Annotated in this window: 19 protein-coding genes; 12 read left to right on the forward strand and 7 right to left on the reverse strand. The window is 51.0% G+C overall.

Annotation, left to right across the window (positions count from 1 at the left end; genetic code table 11):
• Positions 1-551 precede the first annotated feature (551 nt).
• From HZB62_12850 to HZB62_12860, 3 genes are read left to right on the forward strand one after another with little or no spacing between them, the layout of a single operon-like run.
• A complete protein-coding gene (locus HZB62_12850; GenBank protein MBI5076040.1) occupies positions 552-1,082 on the forward strand; it encodes a GNAT family N-acetyltransferase in 531 nt (176 codons plus the stop codon).
• Between the two features lie 47 nt (positions 1,083-1,129).
• Positions 1,130-2,152, forward strand: a complete 1,023-nt coding sequence (locus HZB62_12855; protein MBI5076041.1) for a VUT family protein — start codon at positions 1,130-1,132, stop codon at positions 2,150-2,152.
• 37 nt (positions 2,153-2,189) lie between these two features.
• Positions 2,190-2,666, forward strand: a complete 477-nt coding sequence (locus HZB62_12860) for a hypothetical protein (protein ID MBI5076042.1) — start codon at positions 2,190-2,192, stop codon at positions 2,664-2,666.
• 151 nt (positions 2,667-2,817) lie between these two features.
• Here the strand turns inward: HZB62_12860 and mobB are convergent, their stop codons facing one another.
• The 3 genes from mobB to atpB all read right to left on the reverse strand — a co-directional run bounded on the left by mobB (position 2,818) and on the right by atpB (position 5,168).
• On the reverse strand, positions 2,818-3,867 hold the full coding sequence (mobB, locus tag HZB62_12865) for a molybdopterin-guanine dinucleotide biosynthesis protein B (protein MBI5076043.1): 1,050 nt from the start codon (positions 3,865-3,867) through the stop codon (positions 2,818-2,820).
• Between the two features lie 221 nt (positions 3,868-4,088).
• Positions 4,089-4,448 carry an ATP synthase F0 subunit C gene (locus HZB62_12870; protein ID MBI5076044.1) on the reverse strand — a complete coding sequence of 120 codons (360 nt, stop codon included), beginning with the start codon at positions 4,446-4,448 and terminating at the stop codon, positions 4,089-4,091.
• Positions 4,449-4,481: 33 nt separating this feature from the next.
• Complete coding sequence (gene atpB / locus HZB62_12875) at positions 4,482-5,168, reverse strand: F0F1 ATP synthase subunit A (protein ID MBI5076045.1); 687 nt, start codon at positions 5,166-5,168, stop codon at positions 4,482-4,484.
• 192 nt (positions 5,169-5,360) lie between these two features.
• Here atpB and HZB62_12880 point away from each other — a divergent pair, with 192 nt between their 5' ends.
• Complete coding sequence (locus HZB62_12880) at positions 5,361-5,798, forward strand: MerR family transcriptional regulator (GenBank protein MBI5076046.1); 438 nt, start codon at positions 5,361-5,363, stop codon at positions 5,796-5,798.
• Positions 5,799-5,801: 3 nt separating this feature from the next.
• On the opposite strand, the gene HZB62_12885 is transcribed toward HZB62_12880, so the two are convergent.
• Genes HZB62_12885 through HZB62_12900 form a run of 4 tightly spaced genes read right to left on the reverse strand, consistent with a single transcriptional unit; the run spans position 5,802 to position 10,845 of the window.
• On the reverse strand, positions 5,802-6,101 hold the full coding sequence (locus tag HZB62_12885; protein MBI5076047.1) for a tetratricopeptide repeat protein: 300 nt from the start codon (positions 6,099-6,101) through the stop codon (positions 5,802-5,804).
• A gap of 10 nt (positions 6,102-6,111) precedes the next feature.
• Positions 6,112-8,412 carry a PBP1A family penicillin-binding protein gene (locus HZB62_12890; protein MBI5076048.1) on the reverse strand — a complete coding sequence of 767 codons (2,301 nt, stop codon included), beginning with the start codon at positions 8,410-8,412 and terminating at the stop codon, positions 6,112-6,114.
• A gap of 58 nt (positions 8,413-8,470) precedes the next feature.
• Entirely contained in the window at positions 8,471-10,435 is a 1,965-nt protein-coding gene (gene feoB, locus HZB62_12895; protein ID MBI5076049.1) for a ferrous iron transport protein B, read from the reverse strand.
• The gene (locus HZB62_12900) at positions 10,414-10,845 is read right to left on the reverse strand and encodes a transcriptional repressor (protein MBI5076050.1); all 432 of its coding nucleotides are present in this window, start codon (positions 10,843-10,845) and stop codon (positions 10,414-10,416) included. Before HZB62_12900 ends, feoB begins: the two co-directional genes overlap by 22 nt.
• A gap of 294 nt (positions 10,846-11,139) precedes the next feature.
• On the opposite strand from HZB62_12900, the gene HZB62_12905 reads away from it, so the two are divergent.
• From HZB62_12905 to hemC, 8 genes are all read left to right on the forward strand, one after another.
• The gene (locus tag HZB62_12905) at positions 11,140-12,336 is read left to right on the forward strand and encodes an argininosuccinate synthase (GenBank protein MBI5076051.1); all 1,197 of its coding nucleotides are present in this window, start codon (positions 11,140-11,142) and stop codon (positions 12,334-12,336) included.
• Positions 12,336-13,421 (forward strand): DNA-protecting protein DprA, encoded by a 1,086-nt coding sequence (dprA, locus tag HZB62_12910; GenBank protein ID MBI5076052.1) that lies wholly within the window; start codon positions 12,336-12,338, stop codon positions 13,419-13,421. Before HZB62_12905 ends, dprA begins: the two co-directional genes overlap by 1 nt.
• Entirely contained in the window at positions 13,414-13,716 is a 303-nt protein-coding gene (locus HZB62_12915) for a hypothetical protein (protein MBI5076053.1), read from the forward strand. The genes dprA and HZB62_12915 overlap by 8 nt, the downstream gene beginning before the upstream one ends.
• A gap of 31 nt (positions 13,717-13,747) precedes the next feature.
• The gene (gene topA / locus HZB62_12920; GenBank protein ID MBI5076054.1) at positions 13,748-16,012 is read left to right on the forward strand and encodes a type I DNA topoisomerase; all 2,265 of its coding nucleotides are present in this window, start codon (positions 13,748-13,750) and stop codon (positions 16,010-16,012) included.
• A 340-nt stretch (positions 16,013-16,352) separates the two neighbouring features.
• The gene (locus HZB62_12925; GenBank protein MBI5076055.1) at positions 16,353-16,523 is read left to right on the forward strand and encodes a hypothetical protein; all 171 of its coding nucleotides are present in this window, start codon (positions 16,353-16,355) and stop codon (positions 16,521-16,523) included.
• Positions 16,523-17,335 carry a c-type cytochrome biogenesis protein CcsB gene (gene ccsB, locus HZB62_12930; protein MBI5076056.1) on the forward strand — a complete coding sequence of 271 codons (813 nt, stop codon included), beginning with the start codon at positions 16,523-16,525 and terminating at the stop codon, positions 17,333-17,335. The genes HZB62_12925 and ccsB overlap by 1 nt, the downstream gene beginning before the upstream one ends.
• Positions 17,335-18,612 carry a glutamyl-tRNA reductase gene (locus tag HZB62_12935; protein MBI5076057.1) on the forward strand — a complete coding sequence of 426 codons (1,278 nt, stop codon included), beginning with the start codon at positions 17,335-17,337 and terminating at the stop codon, positions 18,610-18,612. The genes ccsB and HZB62_12935 overlap by 1 nt, the downstream gene beginning before the upstream one ends.
• Entirely contained in the window at positions 18,599-19,564 is a 966-nt protein-coding gene (gene hemC, locus HZB62_12940) for a hydroxymethylbilane synthase (GenBank protein ID MBI5076058.1), read from the forward strand. The genes HZB62_12935 and hemC overlap by 14 nt, the downstream gene beginning before the upstream one ends.
• Positions 19,565-19,606 lie beyond the last annotated feature (42 nt).

Here is a 19,606-nt window from a genome sequence, read left to right on the forward strand (position 1 = left end):
GCGTCGGAATAAGAACCTTGACCGAAGGAAGCCAGATGATGTTTACTGGAGCACGTTACCTCAGAAGCAGGTAGCTGTATGAACAGGCAGCTTATCACTTATAAATCGCTTCTGCCTGTCCAACCAAACCCGACCACCTGTGGACATCCTCTGCAATGGGCTGCAAGGCCGGAAAGGTCTTTCTTCTCCTCACTTGTGCACTGGCGCAGATGTTCCTTATCCTCACCAACTGCACGCTGCCAGAGGTTAAACTTTATTCCGCATCGGGGACACGTTTTCATCTCTCCACCTATTTCTGCTTCGTTGTTCCAGTATATGCTTTATTCCGAGATTAAAGGAACCCTGTCTAATTTCCCATGATCCGGATCATAGATACGGTGTTCGCTGCATGAATACCGGACATTTCTATCTTGGTAAAAACAGGACATTTCTACTTTGGCTTGACAGCCGGAATGTATTGACTTGTTTGCTGCAACACAATGATATAAAATGCATAATAGCTTTTTCAGCACATCAAAATATAATAGAAAAAAGCCGGGGAGGAGCATCACATGAATGAGGTTCAGAGCATTAAACTAAAAAACGGTTCGGCGGTCACGCTGCGGCCGGCCAAGGGTGAAGACGCAAAGGGAATTGTCGAGACCATCCGTTCATCTTCTGAAGAACGGAGCTCTCTGATTCTGGAAATGCACGGCAAACATATCGGCTCTGAACGCAAGTTTATCGAGCGTCTCGACCGCGACAACAACCTCCTGCTTATTGCAGTTTCTGACGATAAAGTGGTCGGGTGCCTCGCAGCTTTCAAGGCATCCGAATGGGAAGACCGTTTGGCCCGTGCCGTTGAGATTGGCCTTCATCTCAGGGACGGATACCGGGGGGGCGGCCTTGGTTCTGCCATGCTATCCTACGCAGTAGAATGGGCCAAGTCTAAGGGTTTCAAGAAAATGATGATGAGCATATACACCAATAACAAACGTTCAGCAAGCCTGTTCACGAGGCAGGGTTTTAGTGAGGTGGCTGCAAAAAATATTCAGACCTCCAGCTCCAGCCTTAACAAGATAATCCTCATGCGGCCGCTATAGGCGCATGTCAGAACTGCTCGACAACCCTGAAGGAGGACCACCGGCAAATGGGAACCGAAGTGATTATATTAATATTCGAGGCAATGACGGTTTACTTTCTGGTTCTCTGGGCACACTCACTGCGCCACCGCTTTGGACCGGTACATTTTTATGCTTTGATCGGCGGCATCACAGCCATTATGTCCTGGGTTACAGACGCAGGGCTAAGAGTTCAGGTTGCCGGGATTACCTTCGTTGTAGGGTCAACGGTTTTTTATACTTCGCTGCTCCTTGGGGTTTTTGTCGTTTACGTCTTTGACGGCCCAAGAGCAACGCGAATTGCTATTTCTACTATCCTTGGCGTATCAATTATGGTTCCCCTCATCTCGGTAGCATTGCATTTTCAGTCTTCTCTTATCGGACATACTTCATTTGAGTCCATACCTCTGCCGAGTCTAAGGATCAATGCTTCCTCAATCGTTGCCACTCTGCTTGATCTTGTTTTCCTGGCCATGGCCTGGGAATATTTCGGTAAACCCTTCCTTAAGATGCACCTTTGGCTTCGTGCCTTCCTGACCCTACTGGGTGTCATGTGGCTGGACGTAGTGCTTTTTGCAACCGGTGCCTTTGCAGGTGATACATCTTACCTGAGCATTATGCAGGGAACCCTGACCAGCAGGCTGGTGATCTCAATTTTTGCGCTGCCTTTTTTGTATGGATATCTGAATTGGCAAAGTACGATAAAAGGGCTTCCGATCGAAAATCGTCCGGTTTTAGCCATTTTGAAGCAGGTTGCTGAAATAGAGGTCGAACTTTCAAGGGCAAAACAGGAAATTGAGCGACGGAAAGAGGCGGAAAGAGAAAGAGACAACGTCATTCAGGAACTCCGAAAATCCCTTTCAGAGGTTAAGACCTTACGGGGCTTATTGCCGATATGTGCCGGCTGCAAACGTATCCGTGACGATAAGGGATATTGGAACCGGATCGAGGAGTATATTCGCGATCGTTCAGATGCTGAATTCAGCCACGGAATCTGTCCTGACTGTGAAAGAAAGACGCTGGAAGAATTGGACAAATTAAAAAATCGATGAGAAAGAAGAATTGCGGGATGCAGCAGGTGCTTGCGTCATGACTATCACTACCCTTCTGAATCATCTGATGAAGCTTGAGCTGATGATGGAACGGCTCTATAAACACTTTGAAAAATTATTCGTGTTTGAGAGCGAAGCAGTAAGCCTGTTTCAGGCCCTAAGCAATGAAGAAAAGGCCCATGCCGACATGATCAGCTATCAATTGCGTCTTGTCAGAAATAACAGGGGCATCTTCAATGATGTCTCTTATGACCTCGCCGCCCTTAACAGCCTCATGGCCCAAATTAACGGCATACTCACGGCAAAGAGACCTCCAACTCTGCATGAAGCAATATCCTTCAGCATTACGGCAGAGAGGTCGGCATCTGAATTCCATCGCAAGACCGCCCTTGCAGAATCAAATCCTGAAGTTGGCGAGCATATCCGGAATCTCGGCGCATATGATGAAGCCCACGACGAACAACTCGTCGCCTTTGCAAAAAAGCTCGGAATATATGAAGAACGCCCGGCATAGACCGTGATAATGAAGCCCAACAGGCGGATCGCCTCAGTGCAGCAAGAGGCCCGGGAAGCCATAGGGACAGGCGTGCAGATAAGATTAAGCTGCTCGGCAGGGCAAAGAGTTCAACGCCAAACCGTCCTTTTCGCATTCAGATCAGATCCCTTTATATATGACGGAGGACCTTTCCCCACTCACCCGGGGTATTTACGTTGGTCCATGCGTGTGAGAGTGATTCCGGGATCATCGGCGTAATAACCTTCTTATGCTTAGCTATATCCTGCAGCGAAACCATGCCATCTGCAGCCATGGACTCGACGTGCTCAACGATCATCGGCTCATAAACAGCACCGGTAGTCTCCACTCCCCTGCTACCTTTGATCTTCGGCAGCACTGCCCATGCGCCAGGTCTGCGCTGGCTCAGAAGCCATTTCCAAGCCTCTTTGTTCATAAGCGGCATATCAACAGAGGATATGATCCATGCACTGTCAGGCGACCACCGGAAGGCGCTCAGCATTCCCGCGAGTGGTCCGTGTACACCTGGTACATCGGCCAGCCTGTCTGCTGCGTACAGACTTCCGGAGATCTGTCCTGAGCCAAGCAAGACCGTCTTTTCTGAAACATCAGAAAGCACGCCAAAAGACCTTGTTGCCAATGTTCTGCCCTTTATCTTCAGAAGTGATTTGGTCTGCCCCATGCGAGAGCTCGATCCGCCGATCAGCAAACCTGCCTTTACCGGCCGCCGTGTATGGTACCGTTCCAGTTCCAGCAGGATATGATCAAGGGTTCTGACGTGATATTGAGGATCATCCCTGAACACGATCAGCCTCTTGTCTGCCCCTGATCTCCTGCCGCTCCCTCCTGAAGTATTTGTCTGCAGCCAAATGCCGGGGACATTCACATCCTTATGCCCCTCAACAAGTATCAGATCCAGCCCGGAAGGGAATCTCGCAATTCGTTCAGCAAGGGACATAGCACCGCTCCGGTATCGCGCAAAGCCCTGGACGTCATCATGAGCAGAAACGAAATCAGCTCCTGCGCGATATAAAAGGTCTGTGTCCTTTCCCCGCATATCGATCTTCAGCTTATGATGAATATGCTTGAGGATGCCGATAGAAAGACCCTGCTTTCTTAATGCAGGAAGCAACTTTCGTATAAGCGTTGTCTTTCCTGAGCCTGAGTAGCCGGCAATGCCTATGACACAGGTTGCTTTCATGTATTCCGGACGATGCAGCATTTCTCAATTCGGGAGGGGGGAAACATATCCGTGGTCCTGCAGAGGGTCATCAGCCGGATTTTCCAGACATCCTTCTTGTCGTCGATAATAAGAGAGTTTTCTTGCCGGCCATGTTCTAAACTACCACAAAGTCCGGAACGGTAACAAATAAAAAAGGCCCCGATAGTATCGGGGCCTTTTTGTAATACGGGAAGGTATTCTTAGAAGAACATCTTCTGGTTGATCAGGATGCCAAGCGCTACAAGAAGCGCATAGATCGCAAGAGACTCGATCATGGCGAGACCGATGATCAGGGTCGTTGTGATCTTGCCGGAAGCTCCAGGGTTTCTTGCGATACCCTCGGTAGCACCCTTCAGACCCATACCCTGGCCAATGCCTGTGCCAAGAGCAGCGATACCGATCGCGATGCCTGCAGCAAGCGCTGCCACTCCCTTGCCTGAACCTGAATCCGCAGCCTTTGCTGCAGCCGGCGCAGCTTCTTCAACAGCGAAGACAGCTACCGGAGCGAGCAGACAGATAACAGCGAATGTGAGCAGTGCGAGTGAAAGAATTTTTTTCATGTTGTTCTTTCCTCCTTTCTTAAAGACTTTGATTTAATGTGCCTCTTCAACGGCACCAGCGAGATACAATGTCGTAAGCAGCGTGAAAACAAAGGCCTGAATAACGCTGACCAGAGAGCCGAGCGCCAGGATGAGCGTCGGAACCAGCCAGGGTGAAAGTCCTGCGAGTACGAGCAGGATGATATGCTTTGCCACCATGTTGCCGAAGAGCCTGACCGAAAGGGTGACCGGTCTGACCAGATGACCGATCAGCTCAATGATAAATATGAGCATCATGAGCGGCAGTGCCGGAAGCGACCGGATAGGTCCGAGGAAGTGTTTGAAATAGCCGATGCCGTGGACCCTAAGGCCATACACATGCGTTGCAAGAAAGATCGGCACAGCCAGGGCAACGTTATTGTTGATATTACTGGTCGGAGAGTAGAACCCCGGAATAAGTCCCATGAAATTGCAGACAGCAACATAGAGGGCAACCGTGCCTATGAGGGGAAAGAAATGCTTTGCCCAGTGATGGCCTATGTTTTCTTCACAGAGGCTGAGCACCCCTTCTGCAATGGTCTCCATAAAGTTCTGCAGACCGGTCGGAACAAGTTTCATGGATCTGTTGACCAGGAAAGCAGTTACGATCAGGATGAGAGACGCAAGGAATGCATAAGAAACATAGTGTGGAACCGTATGAACATTTATGAAGATATCAGACAACAGTTTTTCTTCGTGCATTAAAATCTCCTTGGGAGAAAAGTAGGGTAATATTACCTAAGAAAAATGCGAGAAGTCAAGGATTTGCAACGGTTTTATAGGCCCATAAGAAATAATGATGCATGCAAAAATCTTGCATTTTTTATTTCAAAAGTGTATTAATAATTGTAATTAACAGAATACCTTCCTACTCTAAGGATGACAGGAAAATTGATGGCAAAAGATAAAGTAAAAAAGGACCTCAGTGATGAAGAGAAACAGAGCCTTCCTCTTTATCCGATCGGTATTGTTGCTGAGTTGATCGGCACGACCGATCAGACACTCAGACTATATGAGAAGCATGGCCTGATCAAACCGGCGCGCAGGAACAAGAACCGTTTTTATTCAGAGAATAACATCAAGTGGCTGCGGTGCCTCAGGGATCTGATTCATAACCAGAAGATCAGCATTGAAGGCATCAAGAAGCTCCTTGATTATGCGCCCTGCTGGGAGATCAACAGCTGCCCTGAGGAGCGGAAGGGCAAGTGCTCTGCATACATAGACAAGACCAAGCCCTGTTGGGAACTGAACCGGATGATCTGCAATACTGAATCAGGACGGATCTGCGAAGACTGCGTCGTCTTTCTCTCCAGGCAAGCAAAAAAGAAATAAGGGTTAGTGTCCCGGCTGTTTCACGCCAAGTGAAGCAGGCCTGAAGTTCGGGTCCAGGAGATACGCTTTTCTGAAGTATTCTTTTGCCTCCTTATAATTCCCCAGTTTATAGCTTGCATATCCCATAAGGTAGTACGCACCCGTGTCCGGTGTTCTGTTCGTATATGCCTCCAGCTGATTGAGGCATTCCTGGTAATCATGTTTGCTGTACGCAGTCAATCCTGAAGCATAGTCCGCTGAAGCATGCCTGCTGAAACAAAAAAAACAGAGGGTCACAAGGATAAGGCTAAGACTCTTTTTCATGGTTTCTTCCTTAATCAAAGTTGAATTGGCTCGGATCTCTTATTTCCCATATGGATCTGGATGGCGAATACTGCTTCGGCTGCGTACCTTCCCTGAAGTATTCTTTCAGACCCGAGTCGTCCCGGGAAAGAAGCCCGGTCTTGGGGTCTATAAAAAGGCTCACAATGCCTTCAGGCTGCTGAAATCCTTCAGATTCTCCTTTGACTGCGCTGCTCATGAACATGGTCCAGATCGGTGCAGCAGCCTTTCCCCCGGTCTCCTGAGCCCCGAGAGTTTTTGCATTATCAAACCCGACCCATACTGATGCCACAAGGTTTGACGTGTACCCGACAAACCATGCGTCTTTATAATCGTTTGTTGTACCAGTCTTTGCCGCAACAGGTCTGCCAAGGGCCTTGGCCCGCCAGCCTGTGCCGTATTTTACGACATCTTCCATCATGGAGGTTATGAGAAATGCTGTCTGGGGGCTGATCGCCTGTTCAGGCTCAGGTTCGTTTGTCTCGAGGATTCTGCCCTTGCTGTCGGTCAGATATTTCAGGGCGAGGGGTTTTGACTTCATGCCGTTGCTCGCAAAAACATTGTACGCCATTGCCATTTCAAGAGGCGTGATGCTGAATGAACCGAGCGCGATGCTCAGGTTCCGGGGCATATCTGCAGAGATCCCGATGGTCCGTGCAAAGTTCGTAAGTGCATCAAGTCCCATGGTATCAACAAGCCGGACAGTCACAACATTTCGCGAAAAGGTCAGCGCTTCTCTCAGGCGCGTGGGGCCGTAATACTTGTGGTCATAGTTCTCAGGCGTCCAGTCGCCTTTCGGACCTCCCGCATAATTGACAGGCTCATCCACGATAAGGCTTGCCGGCGAGAACCCATGGTCCATGGCAGCAGCATAGATGATCGGCTTGAAAGACGATCCAGGCTGCCGCTTCGCCATAACAGCCCGGTTAAAGTCGCTCCGCGAAAAATCGTATCCGCCGACCATAGCCCTGATAAAACCGGTGTAGGGTTCAACCGCTGCAAGAGCGCCTTCAACTTCAGGCTCCTGCTCAAGCGCAAGCAAAACGCTGCTTTTCTGGATGCTCTTGATGCTGACCCTGACGACATCGCCGGGATTGAGTATCTGATTGAGGCTGAAGTCCTTTAAGACCTTGACACTTCCCGACTTGCCGAGCGTTCTCGATGCCCAGAGCGCATCCTTGATCGAGAGCTTGCCTAACAGTCCCCGGGTCTTGATCGTTGCCTCCTGAGCAGAGACTTTCAGCACCAGGCCGGTATAGATATCGCCGGGATTGTTCATGACCGTTGTTCCCATGTCACGGGTCTTCAGTTCTTTCGCTATATCAATGCCCTTTTTGGTCTCGATCGCACCGCGCCATCCTCTCCGTTTGTCAACTTCTCTCAGGCCGTTCTGCAAGGCATTAACAGCAGAAAGCTGCATGGCCCTGTTTAGCGTGGTATAGGCCTTGAGACCTGTTTTGTACACAGCCGCTTCCCCATATTTCTCTTCAAGGTACTTCCTGATATATTCGACGAAATAACTGTTTGCCTCGATGCCTTTTTTCAGGCTCGAGAGGTACAAGGGCTGGTTGTAAGCGCTTTCCCGTTCCTGTTTCGTGATATACCCTTCTTCTTCCATTCTGCTCAGGACTATGTTCTGCCGCTCTTTTGCCCGGGTGAGATCATTGAAAGGAGAATAGGTTGTTGGGGCCTTGACCAGGCCTGCGAGCATGGCAGCCTCTGACAGGGTAAGCTGTCTGGCTGACTTTCCGAAATAGGTGCGGGCCGCCATCTCCACACCGTACGCCCCGTGTCCAAAATAGACCTTGTTGAGATACAGTTCAAGGATCTCCTGCTTGCTGAGACTCTTTTCGATCTTGAAGGCAAGGGCAGCTTCGAGCAGTTTGCGTTTCGCCGTTTTTTCGGATGAAAGGAAAACGACCTTGGCAAGCTGCTGGGTAAGTGTGCTGCCGCCTTCTTTCAGGCTTACATGAATGATATCCTTCACGATAGCCCGCGCAATGGCAATATAATCTATGCCCTTGTGCTTGAAAAAACGTGAGTCTTCAACTGCAACGATCGCATTGGTCATCTGTTTCGGCATGTTATTGATCGAGAGAAATATACCCTTTTCTGCCTTGAGCTCGCCGATCATGACATCATCGTCAGCGTAGATCTTCGTGCCGCCGCCGGCCTGATAATTCTTGAGCTCATCGATGGAAGGAATGCCCCTGGCTATGGCCACATAGCCGCCTGCAATGCCGCCGATAAGAATGGACGAAAGGAAGAAGATAATGATGAGCTTTGGTTTCACGATAAGGTTGATTATACCCGCCTGACGAAACGACTGTAAAGGACAGTCAAAAGAGGGATTACGACAGAAGAGTTAATATCAGATTAATGCCGCCGCCGACGAGAAGGGCAAAGACCGTAATGAGAGAGAACATCAGCAGCGACGTTTTCGTGCCCCGCTCCTTGATGATCATAAAAAAGCTCGCAAGACAGGGCACGAAGAGTGACAGGGTTATGATGCTCACGATCACCTGATTCTCGTTCATCAGGCCCTGCTTGGAGAGTTCGAAGAGACCTGCTGCGCCGTAGTCCCTTCTCAGAAATCCCAGGATGAATACTGAGGTCGCTTCCTGCGGAAGACCGAGAAAGCGCACCACGACAGGAGATGCTGCTTCTTCTATCCATTTCAGCATATGCGTCTTATCAAGCACGAAAAGGATAAACGTGCCGAGGATGAAAAGGGGAACAGCCTCCTTCAGATACCATTCTATCCTGCCGATTGTCTTCATGAAAATATTCCCCATGCGGGGCATGCGCATGGGAGGTATTTCGAGAAAGAAATCTGCCTTGCTCCCCGGCAGCACCCTGGATGTAATGGTTCCGGCAAGCAGGAGAACGAGGACCAGCGTGCCTATCCACCAGAGAGGGACCTTGAGGGAATAGGGGCCGAGCATGCCGAGGATCACGCCCAGCTGAGCTGAGCAGGGGATAGCGAGCGCAATAAGGAAGGTCGCTATCAGTCGTTCTCTTTTTGTTTCGAGTATACGCGTGGTCATGGTCGCCATAGTGCCACAGCCGAGGCCGAGAACCATCGGCAGAACAGCCTTGCCGTTCAGGCCGATCTTTGAAAAGGCGCCGTTCGTAAGAACAGCAATGCGCGGAAGATAACCGCTGTCTTCAAGAAAGCCGAAGGCAATAAAAAAGGTCGCGGTGATCGGCAGGATGATCGCCACCGCATAGGTGAGCGCCATGGTGAAGAGCCCGTACTGGCCCACAAAAAAGTCCTGTATAAAGGGCGATGGTATCAGCGTTTTGACGGTCTTTTCGATTGCCGGATTAAGATAGTCCTGAAAGATCACATTCTGGAAAAAATCTACCAGTGTCCCGGCGCCGAACTTGCCGACGAATTCATAAAAGCAGAAAAGTGCAAAAAGGACGAAGAATAAGCCCACAAATGGATGCATGGTCCATTTACCAAGCCACCGGGCAATATGTCCTGCTTCAGGCTCGTATTGCGTCTGGACCTCAAGCACGACCTTCTCCGCAGCCTCGATCCGTGCGCGCGAAATAATTGAGGAGAGCGGTTCCTTTGCCCGCGTCTCTGCCTCGTACCTCAGGTCCTCGATCTTATCAATGGTCTTTGGATCGAGGTGAGCAATACCCCAGGTCTTCAGACTCTCATCGCCGGCCAGGATCATAAGGCTGAGCGCCCGGCGCGAGATATGCGCTTCCGGAAGAAGGGATGATATGGAATCCACGTATTCCTCTATGATCTTGCCATAGTCTGTGGATATCCTGGCGTTTTGCGGCATGAGAATGGAATCCCTGAGCTTGCCTATGCCTTTACGCTGCGGAGCGACCGTGCCGATGACCTTGATGCCTACTATCTCTTCCAGCCTCCGATAGTCAATATCAATACCGCGTGCCTTTGCCTCATCTTCCATATTCAGGACGAGGATGCAGGGCAGGGCCATCTCAGCAAGCTGGATCAGGAGCATGAGTGCGCGCTTGAGATTTTTTGAGTCAGCCACAAGCACCACATTATTGGACTGTTCAGCAAGGAGGATATCCCGCGTTACCCGCTCATCTTCGCTCATCGGAATGAAGCTGTTGACACCCGGAGAGTCAATAAGGAGGAACTTCTCGTTATTGAGCGTAAGGTTGCCTGAGGCGACCTCGACCGTGGTGCCGGGATAGTTTGAAACCGTGACATATTGTCCGGTCAGGAGTCCGAAGATCACGCTCTTGCCGACATTCGGGTTTCCGATCAGAACGATCCTGCTGTATGAGCGCCTGTCGTCTCTTATTTTTTTCTTTTTCTGCATGTTCTGCATTGACCCCGTATCTCGAGTGTGTGGCTCGTTCCTTCAAAACTGTATTTTGTGCATATATCGTTCTGGATCGTCTCCAGATTTTCGGAATAGAACTCGATCACTTCGCCGCAATCTGTACAGACCATATGGTCATGGTGCTTGTGGCCGAACGTGAGTTCATAGACATTTCCCTTTTCTGTCCTCGAAATGCGTTCTACCAGTCCGCTCGCCACAAGCAGGTTCAGGGTCCTGTATACTGAGGCGCGCGAGGCCTTGATGCCTGCGCCCCTGATCTTGAAGTAAAGGTGCTCAGGCTCAAAATGGCCATGCGTAGAAAAGATCTCGCCAACCACTGCCATGCGCTCCTTGGTCAGCTTCAGGCCGCGTCCGACAAGAAAATCCTTAAAGGTTCTGCTATCCATGAGAGAAGTATAACTGAAATTGAGATTAAGTTGCAATTGGAGGTTGGGGTGCCTGAGTAACGCTTCAGCTGCAAGCCGAAAAATCCTCCCCTTTCCAAGGGGAGGTATGGTGGGGTATTGTATAGAATTATAAAAACCTCCCCATCCCCTCCTTGCTAAGGAGGGCCTAACAACTTACCTGCCATCTTTTGCAAATAATAGGCGTTTGTGCTAAGGTTAAACCGCTTTTGATACGGTTAGCATGACCCTGCAGTTTCAGTTACCGTTAATTCCCTGATATCACGGAGGCATACCATGGTTAAGAAGATCGTGCTTGCATATTCCGGAGGCCTGGACACTTCGGTTGCCATAGCATGGCTGAAAGAGACCTATAACGCGGAGGTCATAGCATTCTGCGCTGACTTGGGGCAGAAGGAAGAGCTGAAGACCGTTAAGCAGAAGGCGCTCAGAACCGGCGCATCAAAGGTCTATGTCGAGGACCTGCGCGAAGAGTTCGTCAAAGACTACATTTTCCCCATGCTTCGCGGCAATGCCGTGTATGAAGGGTTCTATCTTTTAGGCACATCCATTGCGCGTCCGCTTATTGCAAAAAAACAGATAGAGATAGCAATAACGGAAAAGGCTGATGCTGTTGCCCATGGTTCAACAGGCAAGGGCAATGACCAGATACGTTTCGAGCTGACGTATTACGCGCTCAAGCCGGACATTAAGGTCCTGGCGCCCTGGAGGGAATGGACATTCAACTCGCGCGAATCCCTTATTGACTATGCCGGAAAGCACAACATACCGGTCACTGCCACAAAAGCAAAGCCTTACAGCACGGACAGGAATATCCTTCATATAAGCTATGAGGGGGGGATCCTTGAGGATCCGTGGCTTGAGCCGACCAGGGACATGTACACCCTGGCCGTGCCGATCGAAGAGGCCCCTGCAAAGGCGGAATATATCGAGATTGGCTTTGAACAGGGAGATCCGGTCAGCGTGAACGGCAAAAAGCTTTCACCGGCCAAACTGCTCGAAAAACTGAACGAGATCGGCGGCAGACATGGCGTCGGCAGGGTCGATATTGTCGAGAACCGGTATGTAGGCATCAAGTCGCGCGGTGTGTATGAGACCCCAGGAGGGACCATTCTGCATGTGGCGCGCCGGGCTGTACAGTCCATTACCCTTGATCGCGAGGTTACGCATCTTCTCGATTCTCTTATGCCGAAGTATGCGGAGATGGTGTACTACGGGTACTGGTTTGCTCCTGAGCGGCTGGCGCTCCAGGGCATGATCGACGAGGTCCAGAAGGTCGTGACCGGCACTGCCAGGATCAAGCTCTACAAGGGCAGCTGCATCATCGCAGGCAGGAAGGCGCCGAAGTCTTTATATAATGTGAAGCTTGCCACCTTTGAGGCTGAGGATGTGTACAACCAGAAGGATGCTGAAGGGTTCATTAAACTGAATGCCTTGAGGCTTAAGGCGAACAGGTCACTCAGGGGCAGGTAGTGTCTGACCTCAGATACTGGATCGGCCTTTCTCTTGTTCAGGACATAGGGCCGATAACCGCAAAGCAGCTGATTGCACATGCAGGCGATCCGGAACATATCTTCAGAATGGATATGCATGACCTTCTTTCGATTCATGGCATAACCAGGGCCCGGGCAGAGAATATCAGGACTTTCTCGCTTTGGGACGATGTGGAAAAACAGGTGAGAGGTCTGGAGAAAAGGGGGCTTTCTGCGATCTGTTACGGAGATGCGGACTATCCTCCAGCGCTGAAAGAGATCCCTGATGCACCGGTCGTTCTTTATGTAAAAGGAACATATCAGCCTGAGGACCGGTATGGTATTGCGGTCGTAGGCTCCAGGAAATATTCCCCGTACGGCGAGACCGTAACGCATAAGATCTCCGGAGAGCTCGCTTCTGCAGGGCTCACGGTCATCAGCGGCATGGCACGGGGCATTGACACGTTCGCCCACCGGAGCGCTTTGACCGCAGGGGGCAGGACTATTGCCGTATTGGGCTCAGGTCTTGATGTCTTCTACCCGGCAGAAAATAAGGGACTGATGGAAAAGATCGCGGCTTCAGGCTGTGTCATGACCGAGTTCCCTCTTGGCACCGCGCCGAACAGGGAGAACTTCCCGCGAAGAAACAGACTCATAAGCGGGCTTTCGATGGGTGTGCTGGTGATCGAGGCAGCAGAAGGCAGCGGTTCGCTCATCACGGCAGCCATAGCGCTTGAGCAGAACAGGGAAGTTTTTGCTGTGCCGGGCAATATCACGTCAGGCACCTCTGCAGGCACGAACCTGTTGATACGGCAGGGCGCCAGGATGGTGACCCGGGCAGATGATATTATTGAGGAACTGGCCCCCGTGCTGAAAGGGTTCATCAGGAGCGGTACAAGGCAGGAGGTCGAACTCTCGGCTGAGGAAAAGGGTCTCTGTGCCGGTATGACATGCGAACCGCAGCATATTGATATCATATCCAGAGAGATCAGGTTGCCAGTTCACAGGATTCTTGATATACTCCTTTCCCTGGAGTTAAAGGGGGTTGTAAGACAGTCAGATGGAAAGAGGTTCTATCTTGCATGAAACAGAGACGCTGACCCAGAAGCTGCTGAGGGTGCTGCGTATGATATCCACGGACAGGGATGATATCGAGATCGATTCCGAAAAGCTTCTCGCGTCTGTGGACTATGAAGAAGAGGACCTTGCCGAGATCTGGGAAGAGCTCGATGAGCTTGAGGCCACAGAGCAGGTTGATGAGGTTGAGCTTGACATTTTGAAAGCACTTCTTGTTTATATACTGATACGGGACAGTTCCTACGAAAAAGAGGACATCTTCTCCTTTATCTTCGGCAATGGGAGAAGGATCCTGTGGAGCTGATCGGGTTTTTTGTGTGCACCGGGAGGAAGAAATGAAATCGCTTGTTATAGTTGAGTCGCCCGCAAAGGCCAAAACGATCAGCAAGATCCTTGGCAAAGATTTTACGGTCAAGGCTTCCGTCGGCCATATCAGGGACCTGCCTGCCAAGGAGATGGGCATTGACATAGAGAAGGGCTTTGCTCCCAAGTATATCATCATCCCCGGCAAGGAGACGGTGATCAAAGACCTGAAAAAGGCTGCAAAAGAGGCTGATACCGTATATCTTGCCCCTGACCCTGACCGGGAAGGGGAAGCGATCGCCTGGCATATTGCTGAGGAGATCAAGGGCAAGGCTAAAAAAGTATTTCGTGTCACCTTTAATGAAATAACCAAGACCGCGGTCAAGGAGGCGATGAACCACCCGACCGAGATCAATGTTCAGAAGGTCGATGCGCAGCAGGCGCGCCGGATCCTCGACAGGCTTGTGGGATATGAACTCAGTCCGCTGCTCTGGAGAAAGGTTCGCAGAGGCTTAAGCGCAGGAAGGGTCCAGTCAGTGGCGGTCAGATTGATCGTTGACCGTGAACGTGAGATCGAGGCCTTCAAGCAGGAAGAGTACTGGTCGATCAACGCGGAGTTCGAAGGCTCGAACAAGCCTGTATTCTGGTCAAAGCTTGTAAAATACCGCGGCGACAAAGTTGAGATCGGCAATGCCGAACAGGCCGAGGCTGCTGCCGCTGATATCAGGGCCAGCAGGTTCGTCCTTTCAAAGATCGACAAAAAGAAGAAAAAGAGGAACCCGGCCCCGCCTTTTATCACAAGCACGCTCCAGCAGGAAGCCTCCCGTAAACTTCGCTTCACGGCCAAAAAGACGATGATGATGGCCCAGCAGCTTTATGAAGGCATCGAAATCGGCGAGGAGGGTGAAGTGGGACTCATAACCTACATGAGGACAGACTCTCTCAGGGTCTCTGTTGAGGCCCAGCAGGCTGCCAGAGAATATATCGAAGCGACCTATGGCAAGGATTTTGCGCCTGAAAAACCGCCTGTGTACAAAAGCAAGGCATCTGCCCAGGACGCCCACGAGGCAGTGCGTCCGACCTATTTGACCAATGCCCCGGAAGCAATAAAACAGTATTTGAGCAAAGATCAGCTTGCCCTGTACAAGCTCATATGGAACCGTTTCATCGCAAGTCAGATGGCCCCTGCGGAGCTTGAACAGACGACCTTCGAGATCTCCTGTGCTACAGAACCGTGCAAGGGTGAACCGGTGCTCAGGGCCTCAGGCAGTGTCGTAAAGTTCCAGGGGTTCATGGCGCTGTACACAGAAGGCACGGACGAAGTGATGGATGAAGGTGAAGCGCTCCTTCCTCTGCTTAATCAGGGAGAGCCGCTCTCGCTCCTTGAACTGCAGCCAAAGCAGCATTTTACCCAGCCTCCGCCGCGGTACACCGAGGCGACACTGGTCAAGGCGCTTGAGGAAAAAGGCATCGGCAGGCCGAGTACGTACGCTGCCATCCTCTCGACCATACAGGACAGGAAATATGTGCAGAAGGCAGAGGGCAAGTTCTCTCCCACTGAGCTCGGCACAGTCGTGAATGACTTTCTTGTTGAGCGGTTCAGCGAACTTATGGACATCAGTTTTACGGCAAACATGGAAGAGAACCTTGACCATATTGAGGACGGCAAAAAGAAATGGGCAAAGATCGTAAAGGACTTCTACAAGCCCTTTCATGAGAAATTGAACGAGGCTGCAGCCGTGAAGGGCAAGGTAAAACCTGAGGACATAGCAACCGAGCAGACCTGCGAGAACTGCGGCAAGCCGATGGTGATACGCTGGGGAAGGCATGGAAGGTTCTATGCCTGCACAGGGTTCCCTGAATGCAAGACGACCAAACCGCTTGAGGGCGAAGGCCAGGCAGGGGAGCCTGAAACAACAGACGAGAAATGCCCGAAGTGCGAATCACCTATGGTCATACGGTCCGGCAGGTTCGGCAAATTCATCGCCTGCTCCAAATATCCGGAATGCAAGACAACGAAACCGGTCTCTACGGGCATGAAATGCCCGCTTGATGGCGGAGACATTGTGGAGCGAAGGTCAAAACGAGGCAAGTTCTGGGGATGCGGCAATTATCCCAACTGTACCTTTGTCTCCTGGTATAAGCCTGTTCCTGTGCCATGCCCCAAGTGCGGCGCAGCATTTCTGACCGAGAAGTGGGACAAGGCCGGCAATGTGACCCATATCTGCGTTAATAAGGAATGCGGTCACAAGGCCGAGGTCAATAAAGAAGATACAGAGCCTGCTGCAGCAAGCTGAGGCAAGGCTGTACCCATTGACAGACTGAATTACTCCAAAGGACATAGAGAAACGCCCAATTCTTGTGAGCATCGAGACTCGCCCTGCTCCACCCCGTGCCGTTCATCGGAAAGACAACAGCGCAATTGAGTTTTTAAAGCCCGATGTTGTAATATTTATATTTGTAAGGGATGAGAACGCTGGAAGCCTGGCATTGAAGAGCTCGCAGCCGGAGCTGATAGTATCCTGAATGATTCCAAAGACAAGCTCCCCGCAGACTCTCAGACCGATAAGGTCTTTACCCGAAGCCTTTCAGGCGCGGGATATAACGATTTTTTTGAAGCACTGATTGGGATAATACATGAACGAAGAGCTCAAGCAGGAAATGATGAAAAAGTCAGCTGACGGGAAACTTCTCTGCTCAGTCGCCAGAAAGATCGCAGAAGACCTGAAGATCCCCTATAGAGAAGTTGGCAATGCTGCGAATGACCTCGGCATCAGGATCAAGAGCTGTGAGTTAGGCTGCTTCTGATGGAAACGCTTCTTTTTGAGTTCGCACTCACCTGTTATTTTGCCGCTACCATTGCCTGCGGCCTTGAACTGTTCAAGGGAACCAGGACCACCTCACGCATCATGTTCGGCCTTGTGATAGCCGGGTTTGTACTCCACACGATAACTATCCTTGCGCGGTATTTCATCTCAGGACACATGCCCACAGCAAGTCTCCACGAGGCTTCTTCTTTTTTCTCCTGGTGCATTGTGCTGCTCTTCTTTTTCCTTGAATACCGATACCGCGTCGGGCTTCTCGGCTCATTTATCATGCCTGTGGTATTTGTCCTTATGCTCACGTCCTCCATGCTGCCGAGAAAGATAGAGAGCCTGAGCCCGATTCTGCAGAGTTCCTGGCTCTTTATCCATACCGCGTTTGCCTTTATCGGCGATGCTGCCTTTGCCATGGCTTTCGGTATCGGCATCATGTATCTGGTTCAGGAGCACTACGTCAAGTCCAAGCATCTGGGAGGTCTCTTCAAAAGACTGCCGAGCCTCCAGATCCTCGATGAGATGAATTACCGCCTGATCACGATCGGCTTTCCCTTCCTGACCCTGGCGATCATTACCGGTGCGCTCTGGGCTGAAACTGCGCTCGGCAGATTCTGGAGATGGGACCCTAAAGAGGTTTGGTCCCTGATCACCTGGTTTATCTATGCCGGCGTGCTCCACCTGAGGCTCACCAAAGGCTGGCGGGGGAAAAAGGCGGCTATCCTTTCGATCATCGGTTTCTTAGTTGTTCTTTTCACCTTCTTCGGCGTTAATCTGCTGCTTAAGGGATACCACGCATTCTGATGAATATTGCAGTTGTTGGACTGAACCATAAGACAGCGGATGTCGAGCTCAGGGAAAAACTCGCCTTTAACGGCCCAAAGCTTGAAGAAGGACTGCTCAGCATAAAAGCCATCCCCGGCATAAAAGAGGCTGCGATACTTTCGACCTGCAACAGGGTGGAAATTTATCTGAACGTTGCAGACCTGCAGCAGGCCTTTGCCTCGCTCAAGGATTTCCTTGTGCAGTTCTTTGATCTCAAACGCGATTCCCTGGATACAGCCCTGTACCTGCATGAAGATATGATGGCAGTGAAGCATATCTTCAGGGTTGCTTCGAGTCTCGATTCCATGGTGCTGGGCGAGCCCCAAATCCTCGGGCAGCTGAAAGATGCCTTTGATTTTGCGCTTGAGAAGAAGGCAACGGGCGCGCTCCTTAACCGGCTTCTGAAAAAATCGATATCCGTTGCAAAACGGGTAAGGACCGAGACAAGGATCGCATCAAGCGCGGTTTCGATCAGCTTTGCCGCAGTTGAGCTTGCAAAGAAGATATTCACCGATCTTTCCGGCAAGTCGTTCATGCTCCTTGGCGCAGGAGAGATGGCTGAACTGGCTGCCAAGCATATGATGAACAACGGTGTCCGGGAGATCGCTGTTGCCAACAGGACCTTTGAACGCGGCTGCGAGCTTGCGCATGAATTCAACGGCAAGGCGATAAAGTTCGAGGAATTCCCTGATAAACTGGTCGATACGGATATCCTGATATGCTCCACCGGAGCGCCTGCATATGTCCTTCTAAAGGAGCATATGCAGAAGGCCATGAAGGCCAGAAAACAGAAGCCTGTTTTTCTTATCGACATATCCGTGCCGAGAAATATCGACCCTGCGATCAATGATATGGACAATGTGTACCTGTATAATGTCGACGATCTCAATGATGTCGTGGATACAAACAAGCAGGAGCGCCAGAAAGAGGCGGAGAAGGCAGAGGCGATAGTCGAGGAAGAGATCGAGACCTTCAAAAAATGGCTGTCAACGCTCGATTCAGTCCCGGCGGTTGTTGCTCTTCGTGAAAAGGCAGAGGCGATCAGGAAGGAAGAGCTCGAGCGGTTCCTGAACAGGTTCCCCGGACTGGGCGAAAAGGAGCGGAAGGCAATAGAGGGACTGTCGAGCGCCATCATGAACAAACTTATCCATGGGCCCACCATAGCCCTGAAGGATGATGGCGAAGACAAAGACATAATGATAGCAGTGATCAAGAGACTCTATGGGTTAAACGGAGAAGATGATGAAAAAAAATAAAGTGGTGATCGGCACGCGCGGCTCAAAGCTTGCGCTCTGGCAGGCAGAATGGGTGAAGGCAGAGCTGCAGCATAGAAACCCCGGTCTTGAGATCGAACTGAACAAGATCAAGACGACCGGCGACAAGATCCTTGATGTGCCGCTTGCAAAGGTCGGCGGAAAGGGTCTTTTCGTTAAGGAGATCGAGGAGGCTCTGCTCAGGGGAGAAGCTGATCTGGCCGTGCATAGCATGAAGGACGTGCCTACCGAATTTCCCGAAGGACTCTACCTTGCAGCGATCTGCGAGAGGGAAGACCCGAGGGATGCGTTTATCGCTCAGAGCAAGCAGCAGGCGGCAAAGAGCCTTAAGGACCTTCCTCAGGGAGCGACCATCGGTACAAGCAGCCTGAGACGGTCATGCCAGCTTCTGAGCAAAAGGCCTGACCTGAAGATCGCCCAGCTCAGGGGGAATCTTGAAACGCGATTCAGAAAGCTCGATGAAGGTCAGTTCGATGCCATGATCCTTGCAACTGCAGGAGTGAAAAGGCTCGGCTGGCAGCAGAGGATAAGCGAGGTGATTGAGCCTGAGATAAGTCTTCCGGCGATCGGTCAGGGTGCTGTCGGGATCGAATGCAGGACCAACGACGAGTTCATCAATAAGCTTATTGCACCTCTTAACCACAAAGAGACCTCGATCTGTGTCAGGGCTGAACGGGCACTCCTGAAAAGGCTTCAGGGTGGCTGTCAGGTGCCGATCGCTGCGTACGCCACGATCAGGGACAACAGGCTGGTCATGGACGGGCTAGTCGGCAGCGTCACAGGGGATCAGATCATCAAGGAACACCTTGAGGGCAGGATCGAAGATGCCGAGACGATCGGCATAACCCTGGGCGAGAAGCTGCTCTCAAAAGGTGCGGACAAGATACTCGCCGAGGTTTACGGCAGAGAGATCAACCCGATCGACGCACCGTAATTGCCGTGCAGGCACATTAACTTCGCTGAATTCTTCTTTCAG

This window comes from Nitrospirota bacterium (assembly GCA_016214855.1).
Taxonomy (GTDB): domain Bacteria; phylum Nitrospirota; class Thermodesulfovibrionia; order Thermodesulfovibrionales; family UBA6898; genus UBA6898.